The sequence below is a fragment of the Haloprofundus salilacus genome, assembly GCF_020150815.1.
Lineage (GTDB): Archaea > Halobacteriota > Halobacteria > Halobacteriales > Haloferacaceae > Haloprofundus > Haloprofundus salilacus.
On record NZ_CP083724.1, the window covers coordinates 460,886 to 481,890 of the forward strand.

The following is a 21,005-nucleotide window of genomic DNA, read 5'->3' on the forward strand; positions in this document are numbered from 1 at the left end:
GCACCAGCTGCGCACCATCTTTTCGACAGCAACGAATCCGTCCGGCTCAGAGCACGTTTTCGAACTGGCATTCAAGTCGGTCGGCGATGTGGGCGCGATCAGTCTCTCGGAGGCGCTCAACGTACCTCCGGAGTTTGACGGGCCGGCGAGTAGCGTGGTACGGTCCGCCCTCCGCGATCACGGTCCAGAGCGGATCCCTGAGACCGGTCGATGCGTTCGGGTTACCGCCATTCTCGCCGCGAGCGGACTCGTACATCCGATCGCTATGCCACGCTTCCAGCCATTGGACGCCCTCGGCGACGACTTTAGGGCATTCGTCGGACAAGTCTGTCGTCTGGTGGGAATCTTCACCAAGGTCGTACAGCTCCGTCTCATCGAAGTCGTGGATCCCGTCGTGATAAGTACGAAGCAGAAGCCAGTCGTCCCAGCGGACGCCGCGTTGGCAAGCTAGCGCACCCTGACTGAGCACGAGGAAGTCACGGCCGGCCGCTTCACCGTCGGTGACTGTCGGGGCGAACGACTTCCCATCCCAGCCCTCAGGCGCGTCGACGCCGACGAGGTCAGCGAGCGAGGGCGCGAGGTCCAGAGCGTAGTGAAACGCCTCGTCAACGCCGGTCTCGACGCCAGCCCCGCTGACGACCAGCGGGACGCGACCGGTCGGCCGGTCGGCGGTGTGGTGGTCACCGTAGATGTTGGCCTCGCCCTGATTCTCGCCGTGGTCGGCGCTGACGACGATCAGCGTCTCTTCGCGGACGCCATGGCGTTCGAGCTCGTCTAGGAGCGCGCCGATGTAGTCGTCCATGTAGCGGATCCCGACGTCGTATCCGTCTATCCACTGACGGAAGTCCGCTCGGGACTCAATGCGGGCTGGAGTCCGTTCGAGGCCGGGGTCAGCCCCCCAGTCAAGGCTTTCGTCTGGCGTCTTGCCGACGCCATGGAGGTCACGGGCGCTATGTGGACCGTACCCCTCCCAGTGTTCGTCGATAGTCTCCTCGTCGGGCCACTCGGGAGCAGGGTCGTCTTCGAAGGGGTTGCCATACTCCCGCGGCGTATCGTAGGGCGTGTGGGGGTCCCAGAAGTTGACGTGGAGATACCAGTCGTCCTCGTCGGCGTGGTCGTCGAGCCAGTCTTCAGCGATGTCGTACACCTCGCCGGCACGCTCGAACCCGCGCCCGCCGGTGTCGCGCCAGTCCTCGAAGCCGTCGAGGACGTGCCACGCACCGTGACGAGTGGGGAACGAACTGATGAGTGCAGTGTGGTGGCCGGCGTCTCGCAGGACGGCGGGCAGCGACGAGAAGCGGCCGTCGGTGGAGAACCCACGGTTCGTGCCTCGCGACCGAGGCTCAGAAGCGAGACCGCCGTGGTTGACGACGCCGGTGTGTATACCGAATCGACTGGAAAAGAGCGCCGTCCGTGAGGGCAGGCAAGGTAGGTCCGAGGCGTAGTACTCCTCGAAGCGCAATCCTTCCTCGGCCAATGCGTCGATCGTCGGTGTTGTGTCACGCTCGTAGCCGTAGCACCCGAGGTGGTCGGCTCTTAGCGAGTCACAGTCGATGTAGAGGATCTTCATGGGTATCGGATGTCGTGAAATCGAGAGATAATTACCCCACGTTGTAGGTTGCCATCTTCTCGCGCAGGAACTGCGCGGACTGGTCGAGGTGTTTCTCGCCGACGCTTGCATCGTAGCCGTCTTCGATGGAGATCCAGCCGTCGAAGTCGACCTCGGCCAGTCGCTCGAAGACTGCGTCGTAGTCGATCATCCCCTCGCCGGTGACACCGTGTTTGAGGATATCTGCGTAGCCCTGACTCCCCTCGTCCTCCATGGCGCGCAGGTCCTCTATGGTCCCGCCTTCGAGGTAGCGATCACTGGCGTGCATGGTCACGACGCGGTCCTTGATGGCGTCAAGCAGTTCGATCGGGTCGTCGTCCGCGATGATGGCGTTCGACGGATCGAAGTTGACGCCGAAATTGGGATGTTCGGGGATCCGGTCGAGCAGATCCAGAAAGACTTCCATGTCCTGTGCGAACTCGGGGAAGTCCCAGTAGTCGTCCTTGTAGTGGTTCTCGAGGATGAGTGTCACGCTGTGGTCGGCGGCGAAGGGTAGCAGTTCCTCGATGCACTCGGCAACCCAGTCCAGTCCCATGTCACGGTCGACTTGAGGTCGGCGCTGGCCCGAGAGGACCCGGCAGTACGATCCGCCGAGGCGCGCGGTCGCGCGAATTGCCCGTTTCTCCTCGTTGATCTCGGCCTGCCGGTCTTCGGAGACAGGACGAGTGAAGTCGGGCGAGTAGCACATCATCGGTGCGCTGAGGTCACGCGCTTCGAGTTCCGATCGGATCCGGTCGAGTTCGTCGAGGTCGGGCGTGATGCCCCAGTAAAACTCGACGCCATCGAGGTCGATCCGATCGGCCACGTCAAGCCACTTGTCGATGGCCATCTCGCCGCTCATCAGGTCGTCGAGGTAGCACTTGGGGAAGGCAGCTAGCGGCACCTTACTGCTCCTCACCGGGCTTGAGGACGCATTTGACGTACTCACGGTCATGCATCCCCTCGAAGCACTCGCGCCACTCCGAGAGCGGGGCGACGTTGCCGATGATCGGCTCCACGTCGATTTGACCGGTCGAGAGCATCGTCAGGACGTTCTCCCAGACGGACCAGTTGTGGCTGAAACTTCCCTGAACGGTGACACCCTTCCCGACGATCGGGTCAAGTGTGGCGTTTAGATCCTGTGGTCCCCAGCCGACTTTGGTGATGTGACCGTTGGGACGGACCGCCGCCATCGCCGTCTCGAAGGTCGCCATCACACCCGAAGCGTCGATCACGCAGTCGAAGCCTAGTCCGTCGCCCAACTCGTCGACGTAGTCACCAAGTTCGCCCTCGACGGTATCGGTCGCGCCCATCTCGTAGGCCGTCTCCAGACGCTCGGCGTCCTGCGGGAGGCCATTAACGACGACGTTGCTCGCGCCGGACTCGGCGGCCATCGTCGTCGCCAGCAAACCAATCTGGCCGGGACCGATGATCAGCACGTCGTTTCCGGGTTTCACGTCGCCGTTCTCAACGACAGCGTTGTAGGCGACGCTACAGGGTTCGGTGAGCGCGGCCTGCTCCATCGGCAGCCCTTCCGGGACGTGGTGCAGACACCGCTCTGGGACGGCGACGTAGGACGCCATCGCGCCGTCAACTCCGTAGCCGAAGCCCAGCCGCGTCGGATCGAGGTTGTACTTGCCCTGTCGGCTGAGGGGATTCTTCTCGTCGATGACCGCAGCGGTCTCGCTGACGACGCGGTCGCCGGGCTGGAACTCGTCGTCGTCGGAGTCGATCTCTTCGATGACGCCGCCGAACTCGTGGCCCAGCGTCACCGGGTAGTTGACCTCCCAGGAGTTGCTGCCGTGCCACTGGTGGATGTCGCTACCGCAGACGCCGACCGCCTCGACACGCAGCAGTGCCTGCCCGTCCTTGATCTCGGGGACCTCAACTTCCTGCAGTTCGACGCTTTCGGACTCGTAGTTGACCAGCGCCGTCATCGTCTCGACACCGTCGTTTTGTACTGGTGACTGTTCGACACCTTCACTCATACTTATCACCCGTTCACCATCGTGGTTATAAGTATCGATTTCTCAGAATATGGAACGTACGGTGCCCTCGCTTGCGGATGGCCGACGATGGTCGTCAGTAAGGTCGGCGACCCAATACTTATACTGAATTTATGAGAACGTGACACTATGTCCCGACAACGGCTCCGTCGCGCCCGGCGCAAACTTCTCGGTGGGCGACCACGCGAGGTGGCGCTGGGTTGGGCCGCTGGCGCGGTCTACACCATCGTCACGTTCACGGCTGCCACCGAAGGTCTCGTCCCGATGACCGTCGCCAGTATCGGCGGCATCGTCGCGGGGCTCGCCGCAACGACCCCGGCGCCCTACCGGTGGGGTGACGGCGCCAGCACTGGCGCGCACGCCGCGACACTGGCCGCAGTGACGTTCGCCGTTTACTTCCTCGCTCACCTGCTGCACTTGTTGTACGTCATCACCGGTGACTACTTTCTCGTCGTGGCCCCCTCCTACGCGCTGATCGTTGGAATCGGTGTCGTCATCGGGTTCGTCCTCAGCGGGGGACTGGCGGGGCTCGTCGTGTTCAAGGTCAAAGGATGGATGCTCCGCAATGAAGTCGGTCACATTCGGCGACGAAAACCGAAGTAAACGACCGGAAGCGGCCGATCAGAGCACGTCCTCAACGGCGGCGTCATCGTAGACGATCCGTTCGAGTTTGTCCAGCATCGCGACCGGGTCCTCACGCTGCCATATATTCCGGCCGACGGTCAGGCCATCACCGCCGCCGTCCATGAACGTCTTTACGTCCTGCAGGAACGCTTTTTCAGTCGTCGTATCGCCGCCGCTCATCAGGATTGGCATCTGCCCGGAGACGTGGGCGGCCCACTCCACGTCCTCTTTCCGACCAGGGTACTTGATCTTCGAGAGATCCGCGCCCAGTTCTAGCCCGATCCGGGCGGCGTAGGCGACGACCTTCGGAGCATCGTGGTCGTTGACACCCTGTCCGCGCGGGTAGGACCACAGCACGATCGGCAAGTCTTCGTCGCGTGCGGTTGCCTGGGCCTCGCGGAACTCCTTGAACATCTGGGCCTCCTTGCGCGAGCCGGTGTAGACGGTGTATCCGATGGCGTCCGCACCGATTTCGGCGGCGCGCCTGGCGTCCCAGTTCGGTGGCGCGTACCGGTCGCCTTCGCCTAGCAGCGTTTTTCCGTTGAGCTTGGCGACGAGGTTAACGCTGTCATCGTAGGAGGGGTAGTACGTCTCAGCGACACCCTTCTGAACTGCGAGCCCGGTGACGGCGTCGTGGGTCGCGATCTCGAAGACGTTGGCCGGGTCGGCCCGCTCGGGCACGTCCCGGAACACTTCGGGGCCGCGTTCGAGGCCGTGATCCATTGCAATGATGAGTGATTTTCCGTCACGTGACAGTGGTGAGTCTCCTAGTGGTACCATCAACAGCCGGCGTTTCGGAGGACACTGTCATATCACTTTTGGACCGTGGGAGTTACTTACTCGCTCTTGGTCGATGCGTCGTAGGCATAGACTGCCGGCTGTCGCGTTCGGTCGTCTGGGTCCGCCTCCTGTTTGGTCAGGCAGTGCAGCGCGACAAGCGTCGAGAACCCACCGACAGTCGTGAAGTTTACCAGCGGTCGTTTGAGCTCCGAAGCGAGGCTCACGACGGCCCCGTTGCAGTCGCCCTGGCTGATGGTCTCGTCACTGTCTGCACAGCACGCGAAGGTGCGGCAGTTGCGATCATACCACCTTAGAAGATGCTCGATAGCCTGCCGAGAGTGGTCATAGTACTGCGGAAGCGCTCATCTACTTCCCGACGGGCATGCGATTCGGGATCGACACTCTGGACAGCGCCGCCAACGGAAAATCGCTCTAAGAATTCGTGTCAAACACCAGTAGGGAAGCCTGTGAAACACTCTTTACACAATATTATTATTTGTAATCAAGTGGAAAACAGTTACAAGGCCTTGTGGCATAGTTGCAAATAACAACAATCTATGTCAGCAGAGATGGAGACGCAGAACCATTTGCGTGAGTGTCGCCGCAATCTCCCGAATTCGCTCGATGGCGAGAAGGTAGTGTTCGGCTTCGACGGCGTCGTTGACCGCGTGCGACGAGTCGTCGCGAAGCGTACGGGACCGGAAGAGTACGAGATAATGGGCTTGATGTCCGATTTCAGTACCCGCATCGGAGACTCCGCAGGGATGAAAACATCGCTCAGTATCGAGTGGAAAAACAACGGCATGCGTGCTGGCGGACATACCTCGCATCTCGGACGCGCGATGGAGCAACTGGGCTGCAAACCGACACTTATCGGTACGTTTGGGAACCCGCCGGTCGAAACCTTCACCAGGGAGTATGAGCGTGCGGATCTCCTGTCAGTCGGGCATCACGCGACAACCGATGCCGTCGAATTCAATGACGGCAAGATCCTGCTCAGTGACAGCGGTATCCTCGCATCGCTTGACTGGGATACTATCTGTAACGAAGTCGGACTCAACACGTTGGCGAGCCGTATCGATCGGACCCAGGTGCTCGGTATTGGCTACTGGGCGACCGTCCTCCAAATTCCCACGATCCTCGAGGGGCTCCGAACGGAGCTGTGGCCACGCCTTCGGGATCCGCCGGAGCGGATCATCTTCGACCCTGCCGACATCCGGCGGCTCTCGAAGCCGACACTGGAGAGCGGCCTCGAAGCGATCGAACGCCTCAACGAGACCGTCCCGATCACTGTCAGTTCCAACCGTGTCGAGACGCTCCGGATCGCCGACCTCTTCGACGACGCAGACGAGCTCTCGCTGACCGATGCCGCCCAGACAGCACGTGAGGGACTCAATGTCTCGAAGTTCGTCGTCCACACGGTACACGAGGCAATCTCAATCACGGCGGACGGCATCGATAGAGTCGAAATCCCTCACGTCGAAGAACCTACCCTCACCACGAGCGCTGGCGATCATTTCAATGCGGGGCTCGTACTCGGTCGAATCGCTGGCCTCAACGACGGGGCACAGTTGATCGCCGGCAGTGCCGTCGCGGGCTACTTCGTCCGTAACGCCGCCCCACCGACATTCGAGGAGTTCACGTCGTATCTCGACGAATACGAGGCGATGTTCCCCGAGTCCCAGGCCACCGAATAGTCAGAGACCTCCGGAAGACTTATTCGTTCATTCGCACCCATCACAGCCATGTCAACAGCAGACGATGCTGCAGTTGTACGGTTCGGTATCATCGGCGGTGGCTGGCTCGGGATCGACATTGGCGGGCAAGCCCGTGACTACGACGGCGCAACGGTTGGCGCTATCGCGGACGTATCCAAATCGGCGCTGGCCGATGCCGGTGACAAGCTCAACGTTCCCGAGACGCAGCACTACACCGACTACGAGACGATGCTCGACGAGGCTGACATCGACGTAGCGGTCGTTACGACGCCACATGCGTTTCACTACGAACAGGTCGCGGCCGCACTTGACGCTGACCTTCACATACTCTGTGAGAAGCCGCTGTGTATCGACACCGAACGCGCTCGCGGACTCGTTGAGCGCATCGAGGACAGCGATCGTCAGGTGATGCTGGGTTACCAGCACCACCTCCGCCAATCATTCCAGATCGCCCGCGACCACGTCCAGACAGCAAATGAGATCACCGCGGTCGACGCAGAGATCACCCAACCATACCTCGAGAGCTTCGACGGCACCTGGCGGACCAATCCAGACATTAGCGGCGGCGCGATCACGTACGATACGGGAAACCACCTGATCGACGGCCTCCTGTGGACGACAGGTCTGACGCCCGTCGCCGTCTCTGCCGAGATGGACTTCGTCGACGACGATGACCGCGTCGACGCGGCCGCTTCGATAAGCGTCGAGTTCGAAAACGGCCTTGTCGGATCGATCGGTATCTCAGGGAGGACAGCGCGTTTCAGCGAATCCTTGCGAGTCTGGACCGACGAGGACAGCATCCGGTTCGACGAGGATAGCGTCGAGATCGTCGACGAGGAGGGCAAACACCGACCGAATCTCGAACGCCACGAGGAACAGAATAAGGTTGAGGCGTTCCTCGACGCACTCGAGAGCGACGAAGAACCAGTCGCAACAGCCCGAGACTCCTATCGTACGATCGCCCTGACCGAAGCGGCGTACGAGGCTGCACGGACCGGGGAGCGGGTGCCGGTCGATATCCAGTAGCCTTACTCCCGGTACGGGTACTCCATGTTGAGTTCAATGACATTCGCCGAACTCTGGACGAGATCCGGGAATTCTTTTTCGTACATGTCGCCCGACAGGCGTCGGGTCGGACCACTGATCCCAATCGCACCTAATGGGTCACCGTTCCGGTTCAGGATTGGGGCGGCGACACACCGCAAGCCCTTCATCCACTCTTCGTCGTCGTAGGCATAGCCCTGCTCCGCGATCCTATTCATCTCCGTCTCGAGTTCGTCTCGATCAGTCGTGGTGTTCTCGGTGTACGCGTTGAGCCCGTGGCGAGCGATTATCTCGTCGGTACGCTCGTCGCTGTAATGTGTGAGTATCGCCTTGCCTTGGGCAGTCTGATGGAGGTGAACGCGCTTTCCGACGTGGAGGTTCGTGTTGACGGCCCGGTCGCCGTAGGACTGGTAGACGTACACGCCCCAGCCGTGCTCTTCGATCATCAGGTTCACCAATTCGCCAGTTTCGTTGGCCAGTCGGTCGACCTCGGTGCGGGCCGCGTTGAGTATCTCGATGCGCTCGTTGACGAACATCCCGAAGTCGAGGAACCGGAGCCCGAGGTGGTACTCGTTGTCATCCTCGACGATGAACTCACACTCGATCAATGTCTGCAGGTGGTTGTGGATCGTGCTCTTCGGGAGGTCGAGGTGGTTTGCCAAAACTGTCACACCGGCTCCTTCGAGGTGTTTGATCGCCTCTGCAACCCTGATCGTCGTCTTCGACGCATCGACTGTATTTGTGTTTGAAGACATACTTACGATGGGGTATACACTTATTCCACATAAACATTCATTCACCTCTGATGAACAGCCTCGAGGTTCAGTACGAATCACTCTAGCCAGCAACAGAATCTGACGAATCCTGACCTCATCGCCATTGACGGTCTACCGGTACGATCAGTCTAACAACAACTAAAAACCAGGATGTTGTTCATCCAGGCTGAACAGTATGCCATTCCATACGAACACGGAGGCAATTGTTGTTCTATCTGCGATGATCTCGATAGTGAATTGTTTGACGGGTGCAACGGCGAACTTTCCAATCAACTGATCGTCTCGATATCCGATCTCAATGCCGAAAGTTGTCTGAACAGTTTCTGAATACGTCGGGTCGTAACAAAGAGTCATTACAACATTAGGAATGTAATGGTTAGTCCAGATTTTGCTCAGTAAGTTCCGTCGAGCCGTCGGAGTATTCAGCCAGTCTGAACAGGCTATGGCGAGTACGATTAGGAACGTCGTTCAGACAGTCTGAACACCCCGTATCGCACCACTGACTCAGTCGTCCCTATCGCTCGTTAGGATTGGTGTTTCTGTCCTTGATGGAAACGCTCGCTTCGACGGTCATCACACGATGACTTGTTTCGAACTGTCCTCGGTTACCGTAAAAAACAGTTCGTACTCGCGTATTCAGAACGCCGCCAAAAAGAGTGTTTAGTCGCTTACGATGCGCTGTTTGCGTGCATCTTCGACAAGGCGTTGTGCGTCAACGTGCCGTTCGTTTCGGGCCGCTTCGTAGGCTGCCTCAGTCAACGCAATGACCTGAAGTCCCTGCTCACCGGGGACTTCCACATCTGCACCCGTTTCGACAGATGCCTGAAAGGCCGAGAGCTTGCGCTCCATCAGGATCTTGAAGTCGTCGCCTTCCCCCTTGACAGAGATCTCGGCCGAGTGTGGTTCGCCGTCCTGTTCGTGGACCGTGAGCGAACCAGCGCTGTACTCAATGTGACCTTCTGTTCCCCAGATGAAAAGTCCTTCCTCGAACAGCGTTCCGTCGCCAGAGACACCGATTGATGCGGTGACGGGGCGGCCGTTTTCGGATTCGAGCATCGCGGAGACACTGGAGGTAATGTCGACGTCGTATCCCCAATTGTCGATGACAGCTGTTACCGTTCGGGGCTTGCTGTCGGTCAGCCAGAGGACGGCGTCGAGCAGGTGCGAACCGGAGTCGTAGAGTTGGCCACCACCAGACATCTCGGGATTACCGCGCCACCCTTCGGTCGCCGCCAGCCACGGCTGCGAGAGGTAGGCAGTGATCGAGCGGATGTCGCCGATCCGGCCGGCGTCGATCAGTCGCTTGACCTCGCGGAAGCCGGGGTGGAAGTGACGCTGGTATCCAACCTGCAGGACGAGATCGCGCTGTTCCGCTTCGTCAACGAGTCGCGTTGCGTCCTCGATGCCGACGGTCAGCGGCTTCTCGACGTGGACGTGCAGACCGTACTCGAAACAGGTCAGTACGTGCTCTGTGTGAAGCGCGTGTGGTGTGGTGATCGCCGCTGCGTCGGCGCCGTCACCGTGTTTGGCTAACGCTGTCTCGATCGATTCGTAGGCAGGGGCGCCGAACTCCTCACTGAATCGTTCACGCGGCTCGTCTGCGATGTCTGCGCCGGCGACAACCTCGAACTCCTCCAGGGAGCCGAGACAATCGAGCGTCGCGTACCCGAGACCACCCAGTCCGATTGCAATAATTCGTGTCGGCATCATCTGATTCGGTGGATACCCTTTCTAATAAACCTATATAATCGTGTCAGTTGATTATAACAGAGGGTTCAAGTCACCAGACGGAAAATTAAGCGAGTATGTCCGAAGACAGTGTCAATGCACTCGTTTGGTCAGAAGGCACAGAACCCGAAGACATCTACCCCGACGGCATCCGCACCGCCATCGCCGCCGCCCTCGACAACGCAGGAATCCAGACGAAGACCCGTTCAATCGAGGATGACCAGCAGGGTGTAAGCGAGGCCGACCTCGAGTGGGCGGATGTGATCCTCTGGTGGGGACACCTACAGCACGACGACGTGACTGACGAGACGGTCGACCGGATCGAGGACGCGGTCCGAGAGGACGGTGTCGGCTTCATCTCCCTGCATTCCTCGCATTACGCGCGTCCGTTCAAGCGCCTGGTCGGCGCGTCGGGCGACCTCGGCGAGTATCGCTTCGATGACGACGAATCCGAGTTCATCGAAGTGGCTGCCCCCGACCATCCGATTGCAGATGGTGTCGACGACTTCACGATTCCCGAGGCGGAGATGTTCGGTGACCCCTTCGATGTTCCTGAACCAGAGACAGTCGTGTTTCGCAGCACGTACTCCAATGGACCGGAGAAGATGCGTTCGGGTATCACTTTCCAGTTCGACGAGGGACGAGGCTTCTACCTGCGCCCGGGCCACGAGGAGTTCGAGATCTACTACGACGACGCTATCCAGCGGATTTTGGTCAACGCGACCAAGTGGGCTGCCCAGTAATCCCGTTCTGTTCACGGTCGTTTTTCGCCCCAAGACTGCCCTCGCCATCGTTCACGATGGATAGCAGTTGAAAATCGACCTCTGGTACCGGAAGCGGCGTCGATCTTCTAGTGTTCGTTGTAACTAATTCCCAGCTCAATTGTACGTCGTTGTGCTGTCGATTCCGTTCCGAATCACGATCAACACGATCAGTGGACTGTTCGGTCGTCGTCGATGTCGATGTCCTCGATGGGTTCGTGATTGCCGCGGTAGATTTCTGGGCCGTCTTCGTTCGGTGCGGCCCACTCGACAGCGTTGGCGAGTACTTGCTGGATCTCTTCTTGGTGGTAGACCGGGTACGTCTCGTGGCCTGGGCGGAAGTAGAAGACCCGTCCTTCACCACGGCTGTAGCAACAGCCGGAGCGGAACACCTCTCCACCTTCAAACCAGGAGTTGAAAACGAGCGTCTCCGGAGCAGGGATATCGAAGTGCTCGCCGTACATCTCCGCCTCGGGGACTTCGAAGGACTCGGGGAGTCCGTCAGTGATCGGATGCGACGGATCGGTCACCCACAGTCGCTCGGTCTCCGCTGCCTCGCGCCACTTGAGCCCACAACCCGTGCCCATCAGTTTTCGGAAGATCTTCGACATGTGGGCGGAGTGGAGCACGAGCAGCCCCATCCCATCGAGCACGTGTTCCTGTACCCGCTCAACGACCTCTTCGTTCACCTCGTCGTGGGCGGCGTGACCCCACCACGTCAGCACGTCCGTCGCTTCGAGGACTTCCTCTGAGAGCCCGTGCTGGGGCCCATCGTCGAGCGTAGCCGTCTCGACGTTGTGACCGGCGTCTTCGAGGGCATCGGCGATGACGGCATGGATGCCATCAGGATAGACTTCGGCGACTGCATCATTCTCTCGCTCATGTCGGAACTCGTTCCAGACGGTGACTCGTCGTCCCATACGAGGTCGGTCGCTCACGGGGCTCAAAAATCCACCGTCTCGACCGCTCGACTCGGTTCGAAATCGACAACAGGCGTAAGCGTTAACTGATAGTGCTGACGGTCACGTAGCCGTCGAAGTTCAGGATGACCGCCTGCGCCGTGTCTCCGAAGATAGCTTTGCCCGCAGGCGATCGGCGACGACCGTGGAGGAAGACGTGATCGCAGTTGTGTTCTTCAGCGATCTCGAGGATTCCGTCCGCTCGCTCGCCGTCCTCGATGACCGCACCGAGTGGCTCGAACGAGACACTTCGGCCGGTCAGGGCCTTCTTGGCGATGTTGTCCGCTCGCGTTTCGGCGTACCCTTTGGACGTCTGGTTTTCGTATGAGGTATGTTCCTCGTTAGCGATCGTATTGAGTATACCCTGGTCGTTCTCCCATTCTTCCTCTGTGATCAGCATTAGTGTCAGTAGTTCGGCGTCCGCGCCAGCAGCGTACTGGGCCGCCTCGCCAAGCATTGCTTCGTCACTGTCCTCACCGTTGAGCACTACAAGTGCACGATCCATGCCCGGGGATTTTGTGGGAAGGGCTAAATAACTACGTCTTCAGTTTGCGAATCAAAAGCGATAGCAGGAGCCGCAATGACATGTTAGGCCACGCCTTCGCGGCGCGACCGATCGAGGAGACCTTGCGGAACCACTTGGCGGCGATGGCCTTCTTGAGCAATTCAGCGAGGAACCCGTCGAAGGTGTCGACGGGGACGGAGACGCCCATGTACGTCACGTCGTGGGCGACGGCGTCGTCATCGATCGAGACAACCGTACATGTCGTCGGAGGTCCACGTGTCCAGTTGACGGCCCTCGTTGGCTCGTACGACGTTCACTCCGGCGACCTCGGGAGCCTGCCAGGCGGCCTGTGCGGTCGGCGGCGCGGGGTACTTTTCGAGGCAATGTCACCGACTGGGATCGTGACTTTGTGCTGGACGCTCGGGTCACGGATGCACCGATGGGACTCGTGGAGGACGAGGTGGTAGTCCCGAGATCCACGTAATGTCGGTGCTGCCGTTGGACTGTGCTCGAGGCTCGTGGTCGCACCTGCGCCGGCATACTCAGCGCTGAGGACGACAACGTTGTCCGTCATACAGCCTACCCCTGCGAATGGGAGGTACGAAGCCTTTGATATCGCTTCAGTCATGAGCGACTGCACGACACGTACCGCAAGCCGAACGTTTAATCACAGGGTCGTCGGTATTGATGACATGCCCAAGATCTCTTTTATCGGAGCTGGGAGTATCGTCTTCGCGCGAAACCTGATGGGCGATATCCTCTCGTTCCCTGAATTGCAGGGTTCGACAATCTCGCTGATGGACATCGATCAGGACCGCCTCGACCGGACAGCCGCGGCAGCCGACGCGATGCTCGAACATAACGACGTGAAGGCCACCATCGAGACGACCACCGATCGCATTGAGGCCCTCGACGGCGCCGACTATGTGCTGAATACAATCCACGTTGGCGGTCGCGAGCCTTTTGAGAACGAAATCGAGATCCCACGCTCTTATGGCGTCAATCAGGCCGTCGGGGATACGCTCGGCCCAGGCGGCATCTTCCGATTCCTGCGAACCTACCCGACAATGCTCGACATCGTCCGGGACATGGAGGACCACTGTCCCGGCGCACTCTTGCTGAACTACACGAACCCGATGGCGATGTTGTGCTGGGCGATCGACGAGGCCACCGAAATCGACGTGATCGGGCTTTGTCACAGCGTACAGCACACTGCTGAGGCCATCGCGAAGTACGTCGACGTGCCCGCCGACGAATTGGAGTACTGGGTCGCCGGCATCAACCATATGGCGTGGTTCCTCGAAGCCGAACATGACGGCGAGAGCGTTTATCCCGACCTCTACGAGGTCCTTGACGACGAGGAGACCTACAAATGCGACAACGTTCGTTTCGAGATCATGCGTCACTTCGACGCCTTTGTCACGGAGTCGAGCAACCACATGTCCGAGTACGTCCCGTACTTCCGGACCGAAGAGGAGACCATCGAGGCGTTCACGGTTGAGGATGATTTTGAGGACTACTTCGTCGAGTGGATGCCCACCGGCCAATACTTCAAGCACTGGTGTTCGTATCAGGCCGACGCCGCCGAGATGAGTTCCGACGACATTGACCCCGAGATCGAGCGCTCCGAGGAGTACGGCTCGCGGATCATCCACTCGATTGAAACCGGCGAGCGCCGTCGGATGAACATCAACGTTCGCAACACGGACGGCCTGATCACGAACCTCGCAAACGACGCCTGCGTCGAGGTTCCCTGTCTCGTTGACGGCCGCGGCGTACGGCCCTGCTCGGTCGGGAAGCTCCCACCACAGTTGGCCGCGCTCGACCGCTCGAACGTCGATGTCCAGCGCCTCGCCGTTGAGGCGGCTATTGAGGGGAATCAGGCCAAGCTTCGGCAGGCCGTCAAGCTCGATCCGCTGAGCGGGGCCGCCTGCACACTCTCGGAGATCGACGCGATGGTCGACGACCTTCTCAAAGCCAATGCTGAGTACCTCCCCGATGCGATCGTCGAGGGAGACGCTTCGCACTCCGCACAAGCGCCGTCGGCAACGAATTCGACCAACGACGACTGACAGCCCCGCAGATGTGCGAGCTCCGGCGCTGATTCGAGATCGGGAAGCCACGTTCCAAGGCCCAAGTAGGCGATTTTTCGAGCGGGCGCGTGTTATCTCATTAAGAGGTCTGGGGTGCTCCTTCTATCCGCTATCAACTCGGTGGATGAGAATTCCTATATATGCGACTGTGTTAGATAGTTTCTGACGTGCCTAACGACGAGTCTCCCAATAACTTCGAGATGAGCAAAGCGGTAGTCACCAGACCACTGTGGCGTATCCTCCGCACATTTGGAAAGGAACATCGGCCCTGGCTGGGTGCCGGCCTGACGACCGGTCTGGTCCAGCGGCTCGTCTCCTTGCTCCCGCCGTTCATCCTCGGTATCGCAATCGACGCAGTGCTGTACCAGACGATCCCGTTCGACGTGCCGGTAATCCCGAACGCGTGGGTCCCGGCGACACGGCTCGAGCAGTTGTACTTCGCTATCGCACTCATCGCAGGCAGTTTCGTCATCAGCAGCACCCTCTCGACCGTGCGAATGCTGTCGATGGACTACTACAGCCACCGGCTGATGCACGAGGTCCGAACCGCGACCTATGACACGCTCCAGGACCTTGACCCGGTCTTCTTCGAGAATCATGAGCGGGGAGACTTGCTCTCGGTACTCAACAACGATATATCCAATTTCGAAATATTCTTCGACGATGCACTCACGCAGACCGTCCGCATCTTGACGGTTGTGATCGGCGTGACACTCATCTTGCTGTACGAGAACGCACAGTTGGCGGCGGTAACGCTCGTGTCGGTGCCGCTGCTGTTAGTCGCCACAATGGTGTACATGCGCCTGATCGAACCGGTCTTCGACGCGATCCGCGATAGTGTTGGGAAGCTGAACACACGGCTGGAGAACAATCTCGGGGGGATGACGCTAATCAAGACGAAGGTGACGGAGGGCTACGAATCCGACCGCGTTGACGCCGCCTCCTGGCAGTACTTCTCGACCAACTGGGACCGAATCAAACTCGGAACTGTCTACCATCCCGGGAGCAGCCTCATCACCGACCTCTCCTTCGTGGTCACGCTGCTGGTTGGCGGGTACTGGATCGTCGTCGGACCGCCGCTCTTTTTCACCGGTGGACTCACCGTTGGGACGCTCGTGACCTTCCTGTTCCTGAGCCAGCGTTTCACTGGCCCACTCAAGCAGATCACGACGATCATCGAGCGCTATGAGAACGCCCGCGCCTCGGGTAAGCGCGTTTTCGCCCTGTTGGACATGGAGCCCTCGATCACCGACGATCCCGAGGCGACGACCCTCTCTGCTGTCGATGGCCACGTTGAGTATGACCACGTCACTTTCAGCTACGAGGGCCGCGGTACGAACGACGGTTCGGCGGAGAGCGACGAAGCGTCCGCGCCGGTCATCTACGACATCTCGTTCGAGGCTGAACCCGGCGAGAGCGTCGCGCTCGTGGGACCGACCGGGGCTGGCAAGTCGACGGCGATGAAGCTCCTTCCGCGCTTGTACGACGCCGACGGTGGGACGATCCGGCTTGACGGCCGTGACGTGCAGACAGTCCGTCTCCGAGACCTCCGTGAACACATTGGCTACGTCGATCAGGAGGATTTCCTCTTCTCGGGGACGATCGCCGAGAACATCCGTTACGGATCCTTCGACGCGGGCCGCGAAGACGTGATCGAGGCCGCCAAGGCGGCGCAGATTCACCAGTTCGTCACCAACCTCACCGACGGCTACGAGACGCCGGTCGGCGAGGAGGGGGTCAAGCTCTCGGGCGGCCAGCGCCAGCGACTCAGCATCGCCCGCGCGGTGTTGCAGGACCCCGACCTTCTCATCTTCGACGAGGCGACCAGCGACGTGGACATCGAGACGGAGATGCTCATCCAGCGCGGCCTTGAGGAGATCACCGCCAACCGGACCACTTTCTACATCGCCCATCGCCTCTCGACGATAAAGGCTGCCGACACAATCCTCGTACTGGAAGACGGTGAGATCGTCGAGCGCGGCAGCCACAAGGAACTGCTCGCAGCCGACGGGCTGTACGCGAATCTCTGGCGCGTGCAGGCTGGCAACGTCGACGACTTGCCCGAGTCGTTCCTCCGGACAATCTCCGAGTGAGCGGGCAGTCAGATCAGCAGCCGACTGCAGCAGTCGGTGGACGATCGGGCTGCGGTACGATCCTGTCTTGTCACTGCCGCTCGAACGCAGCGGGCTGCTCATTGATCTCTCGGATCCGCTCAGGGTCGAACTTCGGCTCGCGGTCGTACGTGTACAGGCCGTTCGTCTCCTGCTCGATGTCGTACAATTGTGTGTAGCACAGCGCCCACATGTCCTCGTTGTCCAGCAGCGTGTTGGTGAGCCCGCGGTAGCGCTCGAAGAACTCGGCCTCGTCCGCCGGGCGGTCGCCGTAGCCCCAGCCGTCCTCGACGTCGGGGTTCCACCAGATGCCGCCGTACTCGCTAACGTAGCTCAGGGTCTCCCAGGTTGTCTTGTCGTGAGCGCTGGGCTCGACCGGCCCATCAGTCTCGCCGTAGGTCTCACGGAACGCCTCGGGGTTCTGCTCGTAGTCGTGTGCGTCGACGAGGTCAGTTTCGACGTGATACCAGCCGCTTGTGTCGATGACGGGCCGGGTGGGATCAAGGGCCTTCGTCGTGCGGTACAGCGTTCGCACGAAGTCCTCGTGAGTGTCAGGTGCGGTCTCGTTGAGCGGCGTCCATCCCACTAACGACGGGTGATTGTAGTCGCGTTCGACAACTTCGAGCCACTCCTGCAGGAAGGGGCCAAGCACCGCGGGATTGCTGTGAGTCAGCCCCCAGTTCGGTCCCTCGTTCCAGACGAGATAGCCGAGATGGTCGGCGTGATAGAGGTAGCGCGGTTCGAACACCTTCTCGTGGAGGCGCGCGCCGTCGAACCCCATCTCCTTGCTGATCTCGATATCCTCGATTAGCGCCTCGTCGGTGGGCGCGGTGTAGAGGCCATCGGGGTAGTACCCCTGATCGAGGACAAGGCGCTGGAAGCGCGGTTCGCCGTTGAGGTAGACACAGTGTTCGCCGAGCCTCACCGAGCGCAGTCCGAAGTAGCTCTGGACTGCGTCAACCGTCGCACCGTCGTTGAGCACCGCGAGTTCGATGTCGTACAGGTTCGGCTCCTTAGGCGACCACCAGTGTGTCTCGGCCAGTTCGAGCGTAAACACAGCGAAGCGACCGTCTGTCTGGACAGTGGTCACACCGACCGACCGATCACCGTACGTGACTTCGGCACGGACTTCGCCGTCAAGCAGTGCGCCGGCAAGTTTCACTTCGGCATGTACAGCGTCGTTCTCGGGGTCCGGTTCGAACTGGAGGTTCTGGACGTAGGTCTCGGGTACCGGTTCGAGCCAGACCGTCTGCCAGATGCCGGTGACGCGGGTGTACAATGGCCCGTGTGAGTCGTACTGCTGGCTCTGCTTGCCACTGGGCTGGACGGACGAGCGCGTGTCGTCTTCGGCACAGACCGTAACGACATTTGACCCCGGCGTCACAGCGTCACTGATGTCCAGGCTGAACGGCGTGTATCCGCCCCGATGGGTGCCGACTGACTCGTTGTTTACCCATACCTCTGCCTCGTAGTCAACCGCACCGAAGTGCAACAGGAGGTGGCCGTCGAGCCATTCCTCGGGCACATCGATCTCACAGCGGTACACCACACCGCGTCCATGAAGTCGGTGTGGCCGATACCCGACAGTTCACTTTCGGGAGCGAAGGGAACGGTGATCTCGTCTGCAAGTCTGTCAGCATCGGGGAGCCCGCGGGCGCGACCGCTCGCACCGTGATCGATCTCGAACGCCCACTGCCCGTTCAAATTGCGCCACTGCTCTCGTCGAAGTTGGGGCCGCGGATATTCCTGCCGCGGCACGCGCTCGTCTTTCACACTCCATCTGTATCCCTGTGGTACATCAAACCACACGAAAAGCCGAATCATTTACGTGCTGTCGATCGTTCGTAGTCGCATGACGGCTGAAGAGCCAGTGCCGTATCTCGATGCATCGCTCTCGACGGATCGACGCGTAGCCGATCTGCTCGAACGGATGACCCTGACGGAGAAAGTCGCTCAGCTCACCTCGATCTCGCCGACCTCTATCAGCGGGTTCGACGCCGAGGGGGGTGCCCTGATCGACGACGACGGCACGTTCGACGCGGATCTAGCCCGCGACGTATTCGCCGACGGCGTCGGGCACGTCACTCGAATCGGCGGCGGGCCGAGTCTTGAGCCCGAGCGCGCCGCCGAAGTGACCGACAAGATCCAGTCGATCCTCGTCGAAGAGACTAGACTCGGGATCCCGGCCGTCCCCCACGAGGAGTGCCTGAGCGGCTACATGGGTCCGGACGGAACCACCTATCCGCAGGCCATCGGGATGGCGAGCACGTGGGACCCAGAGCTCGTCGAAGGGATGACCGAGCGAATCCGCGAGCAACTGTTAGCCATCGGGAGCGCCCACGCCCTCTCGCCGGTGCTCGACATCGCCCGAGACCCACGCTGGGGCCGCACCGAGGAGACCTTCGGCGAGGACCCGCAACTGGTTGCCGAGATGGCGTCTGCGTACGTCCGCGGACTACAGGGCGACGAGCCGAGCGAAGGAATCTCCGCGACAGTCAAACACTTTGCCGGCCATGGTCTCGGCGAGGGTGGGAAGAACCGGCCGACAGTCCACGTTGGAGAGCGAGAACTACGTGAGGTCCACCTCTATCCCTTCGAAGTGGCCGTCCGCGAGGCTGGTGTCGAGTCGCTGATGAACGCATACCACGATATCGACGGCGTCCCCTGTACGGCTGACCGCGAACTCCTGACGGAGATCCTCCGCGAGGAGTGGGACTTCGACGGTACGGTCGTTTCCGACTACTTCAGCGTGATTCACCTCATCACCGAGCACGGCGTCGCCAAGACGAACAAGGAGGCGGCGATTCAGGCGCTCTCGGCGGGGGTTGACGTGGAGTTGCCGAAGATTGATTGCTACGACACGCTCGTCGAGGCAGTCGAGGAGGGTCGGATCTCCGGGGCGGTCATTAACACCGCCGTTCGGCGAGTCCTCCGCCAGAAGTTCGAGAAGGGGCTGTTCGAAGAGTACCGCACGGACCCCGACGACGCCGCCGCGGCGTTCGGTCCCGACGCCAACCGCGAGTACGCCCGGCGAATGGCTCGCGAGTCCGTGACGCTGCTGAAGAACGACGGGGCGCTCCCGCTCGCCCAGTCCGATTCAGTCGCGCTGGTCGGCCCGAAGGCCGATGCGCCGACCGGGCAACTGGGCGACTACGCCTACGCCGCCCACTACCCCGACGAGGAGTCGAACCGCGACATCGTGACCGTCAGGGATGCCTTCGAGTCTCGGCTGGGCGACGCCGTCACCTACACGGAGGGCTGTACGACCAGCGGCCCCTCGACCGACGACATCGACGAGGCCGTCGCTGTCTCCAGAGATAGTGACGTGGTTGTCGCCTGCGTCGGTGCCCGCTCCGCGCTTGCGCTGTCTGACGACGTAGACGCCCGCGCAGACCAGCCGTACCTGCCGACGAGCGGCGAAGGGGCAGACGTGACCGACCTTTCGTTGCCTGGTGTGCAGGACGAACTCCTCGAAGCCGTCCACGAGACTGGCACACCGCTGGTGGTGGTCGTCATCAGCGGGAAGCCCCACTCGATCACGTGGGCCGACGACCACGCCGCCGCGGTCGTCCATGCGTGGCTCCCCGGCGAGGAGGGCGGTAACGGCATCCTCGACGTCCTCACCGGTGAACACAACCCGAGCGGGCGGCTTCCCATCTCGGTCTCGAAGTCGGTTGGGCAGCTCCCAGTGTACTACAGTCGTCGGCCCAACAGCCGCGACGAACGCCACGTCTACACCGACAGTGACCCACTCTACTCGTTCGGCCACGGCCTCTCGTACACCGACTTCGAGTACGGTGACTTCGAGCTCTCCGACATGGAGGTCGGACCCGCAGGGACGATTACGGCGTCCGTGACCGTCGAAAACACCGGCGACCGCGCCGGCCACGAGGTCGTCCAGCTATACGTCAGCGAGGAAGAGCCGTCGCTGGTCCGCCCCGTGCAGGAACTCGTGGGCTTCGAGCGGGTCCACCTCGAATCAGACGAGTCGGTCCGCGTCTCGTTCGACCTCTCGGTGACGCAACTCGCGTCTCACGACCGGCACATGGACCTGGTCGTCGAACCCGGCCCGTTCGAAGTTCGGGTCGGCCGAGCTGCCGACGCCATCGAGGCCGCCGAAACTGTCGAGGTCGTCGGTGACCGCTACGAGGTCCCGAACACCGGCCGATCGTACACTACCGATCGGAGCGTCGAGCGCGATTAAAATGTATATCTCATACGACGGGTGAGCACACCACCGATCGAGATGGGCTGGTGACGTCCAAAGGGTGGGACGCGAAGATTTTTATCAATTTATCCTGAACGTCTACCG

At 60.6% G+C, this 21,005-nt stretch carries 16 protein-coding genes and 1 pseudogene; 7 read left to right on the forward strand and 10 right to left on the reverse strand.

Annotation, left to right across the window (positions count from 1 at the left end):
• Nucleotides 1-46: 46 nt before the first annotated feature.
• Genes LAQ58_RS18760 through LAQ58_RS18770 form a run of 3 tightly spaced genes read right to left on the reverse strand, consistent with a single transcriptional unit; the run spans nt 47 to nt 3,576 of the window.
• Nucleotides 47-1,570 carry a sulfatase family protein gene (locus tag LAQ58_RS18760; protein ID WP_224450392.1) on the reverse strand — a complete coding sequence of 508 codons (1,524 nt, stop codon included), beginning with the start codon at nt 1,568-1,570 and terminating at the stop codon, nt 47-49.
• Nucleotides 1,571-1,601: 31 nt separating this feature from the next.
• Nucleotides 1,602-2,492, reverse strand: a complete 891-nt coding sequence (locus LAQ58_RS18765; protein WP_224450393.1) for a sugar phosphate isomerase/epimerase family protein — start codon at nt 2,490-2,492, stop codon at nt 1,602-1,604.
• 1 nt (nt 2,493) lies between these two features.
• A complete protein-coding gene (locus LAQ58_RS18770) occupies nt 2,494-3,576 on the reverse strand; it encodes a zinc-binding dehydrogenase (RefSeq protein WP_224450394.1) in 1,083 nt (360 codons plus the stop codon).
• 147 nt (nt 3,577-3,723) lie between these two features.
• On the opposite strand from LAQ58_RS18770, the gene LAQ58_RS18775 reads away from it, so the two are divergent.
• Nucleotides 3,724-4,197, forward strand: a complete 474-nt coding sequence (locus LAQ58_RS18775; RefSeq protein ID WP_224450395.1) for a hypothetical protein — start codon at nt 3,724-3,726, stop codon at nt 4,195-4,197.
• An 18-nt stretch (nt 4,198-4,215) separates the two neighbouring features.
• On the opposite strand, the gene LAQ58_RS18780 is transcribed toward LAQ58_RS18775, so the two are convergent.
• A complete protein-coding gene (locus LAQ58_RS18780; protein WP_224450396.1) occupies nt 4,216-4,998 on the reverse strand; it encodes a class I fructose-bisphosphate aldolase in 783 nt (260 codons plus the stop codon).
• Between the two features lie 557 nt (nt 4,999-5,555).
• Between LAQ58_RS18780 and LAQ58_RS18785 the strand changes: the two genes are divergently transcribed.
• Nucleotides 5,556-6,695, forward strand: coding sequence for a carbohydrate kinase family protein (locus LAQ58_RS18785; RefSeq protein ID WP_224450397.1), 1,140 nt, complete (start codon nt 5,556-5,558; stop codon nt 6,693-6,695).
• Nucleotides 6,696-6,743: 48 nt separating this feature from the next.
• Complete coding sequence (locus LAQ58_RS18790) at nt 6,744-7,742, forward strand: Gfo/Idh/MocA family protein (protein ID WP_224450398.1); 999 nt, start codon at nt 6,744-6,746, stop codon at nt 7,740-7,742.
• A 2-nt stretch (nt 7,743-7,744) separates the two neighbouring features.
• Here the strand turns inward: LAQ58_RS18790 and LAQ58_RS18795 are convergent, their stop codons facing one another.
• On the reverse strand, nt 7,745-8,515 hold the full coding sequence (locus LAQ58_RS18795; protein ID WP_425490751.1) for an IclR family transcriptional regulator: 771 nt from the start codon (nt 8,513-8,515) through the stop codon (nt 7,745-7,747).
• Nucleotides 8,516-9,196: 681 nt separating this feature from the next.
• The gene (locus LAQ58_RS18800) at nt 9,197-10,246 is read right to left on the reverse strand and encodes a Gfo/Idh/MocA family protein (RefSeq protein ID WP_224450400.1); all 1,050 of its coding nucleotides are present in this window, start codon (nt 10,244-10,246) and stop codon (nt 9,197-9,199) included.
• Between the two features lie 95 nt (nt 10,247-10,341).
• On the opposite strand from LAQ58_RS18800, the gene LAQ58_RS18805 reads away from it, so the two are divergent.
• Entirely contained in the window at nt 10,342-11,007 is a 666-nt protein-coding gene (locus LAQ58_RS18805; protein WP_224450401.1) for a ThuA domain-containing protein, read from the forward strand.
• A gap of 188 nt (nt 11,008-11,195) precedes the next feature.
• Here the strand turns inward: LAQ58_RS18805 and LAQ58_RS18810 are convergent, their stop codons facing one another.
• From LAQ58_RS18810 to LAQ58_RS19220, 3 genes and pseudogenes are all read right to left on the reverse strand, one after another.
• Nucleotides 11,196-11,945 (reverse strand): ThuA domain-containing protein, encoded by a 750-nt coding sequence (locus LAQ58_RS18810; RefSeq protein WP_224450402.1) that lies wholly within the window; start codon nt 11,943-11,945, stop codon nt 11,196-11,198.
• 82 nt (nt 11,946-12,027) lie between these two features.
• Nucleotides 12,028-12,489: a universal stress protein gene (locus LAQ58_RS18815; protein ID WP_224450403.1), complete on the reverse strand. Its 462-nt coding sequence runs from the start codon at nt 12,487-12,489 to the stop codon at nt 12,028-12,030.
• A 31-nt stretch (nt 12,490-12,520) separates the two neighbouring features.
• A pseudogene (locus LAQ58_RS19220) lies at nt 12,521-12,857 on the reverse strand (hypothetical protein); the annotation flags it as partial.
• A 324-nt stretch (nt 12,858-13,181) separates the two neighbouring features.
• On the opposite strand from LAQ58_RS19220, the gene melA reads away from it, so the two are divergent.
• Both melA and LAQ58_RS18830 read left to right on the forward strand, forming a co-directional pair.
• On the forward strand, nt 13,182-14,561 hold the full coding sequence (gene melA / locus LAQ58_RS18825; RefSeq protein WP_425490752.1) for an alpha-glucosidase/alpha-galactosidase: 1,380 nt from the start codon (nt 13,182-13,184) through the stop codon (nt 14,559-14,561).
• A 221-nt stretch (nt 14,562-14,782) separates the two neighbouring features.
• The gene (locus LAQ58_RS18830; protein WP_224450406.1) at nt 14,783-16,675 is read left to right on the forward strand and encodes an ABC transporter ATP-binding protein; all 1,893 of its coding nucleotides are present in this window, start codon (nt 14,783-14,785) and stop codon (nt 16,673-16,675) included.
• A 70-nt stretch (nt 16,676-16,745) separates the two neighbouring features.
• On the opposite strand, the gene LAQ58_RS18835 is transcribed toward LAQ58_RS18830, so the two are convergent.
• Complete coding sequence (locus LAQ58_RS18835) at nt 16,746-18,242, reverse strand: glycoside hydrolase family 2 protein (protein ID WP_224450407.1); 1,497 nt, start codon at nt 18,240-18,242, stop codon at nt 16,746-16,748.
• Nucleotides 18,243-18,545: 303 nt separating this feature from the next.
• Between LAQ58_RS18835 and LAQ58_RS18840 the strand changes: the two genes are divergently transcribed.
• A complete protein-coding gene (locus LAQ58_RS18840) occupies nt 18,546-20,897 on the forward strand; it encodes a glycoside hydrolase family 3 N-terminal domain-containing protein (RefSeq protein ID WP_224450408.1) in 2,352 nt (783 codons plus the stop codon).
• Nucleotides 20,898-21,005 lie beyond the last annotated feature (108 nt).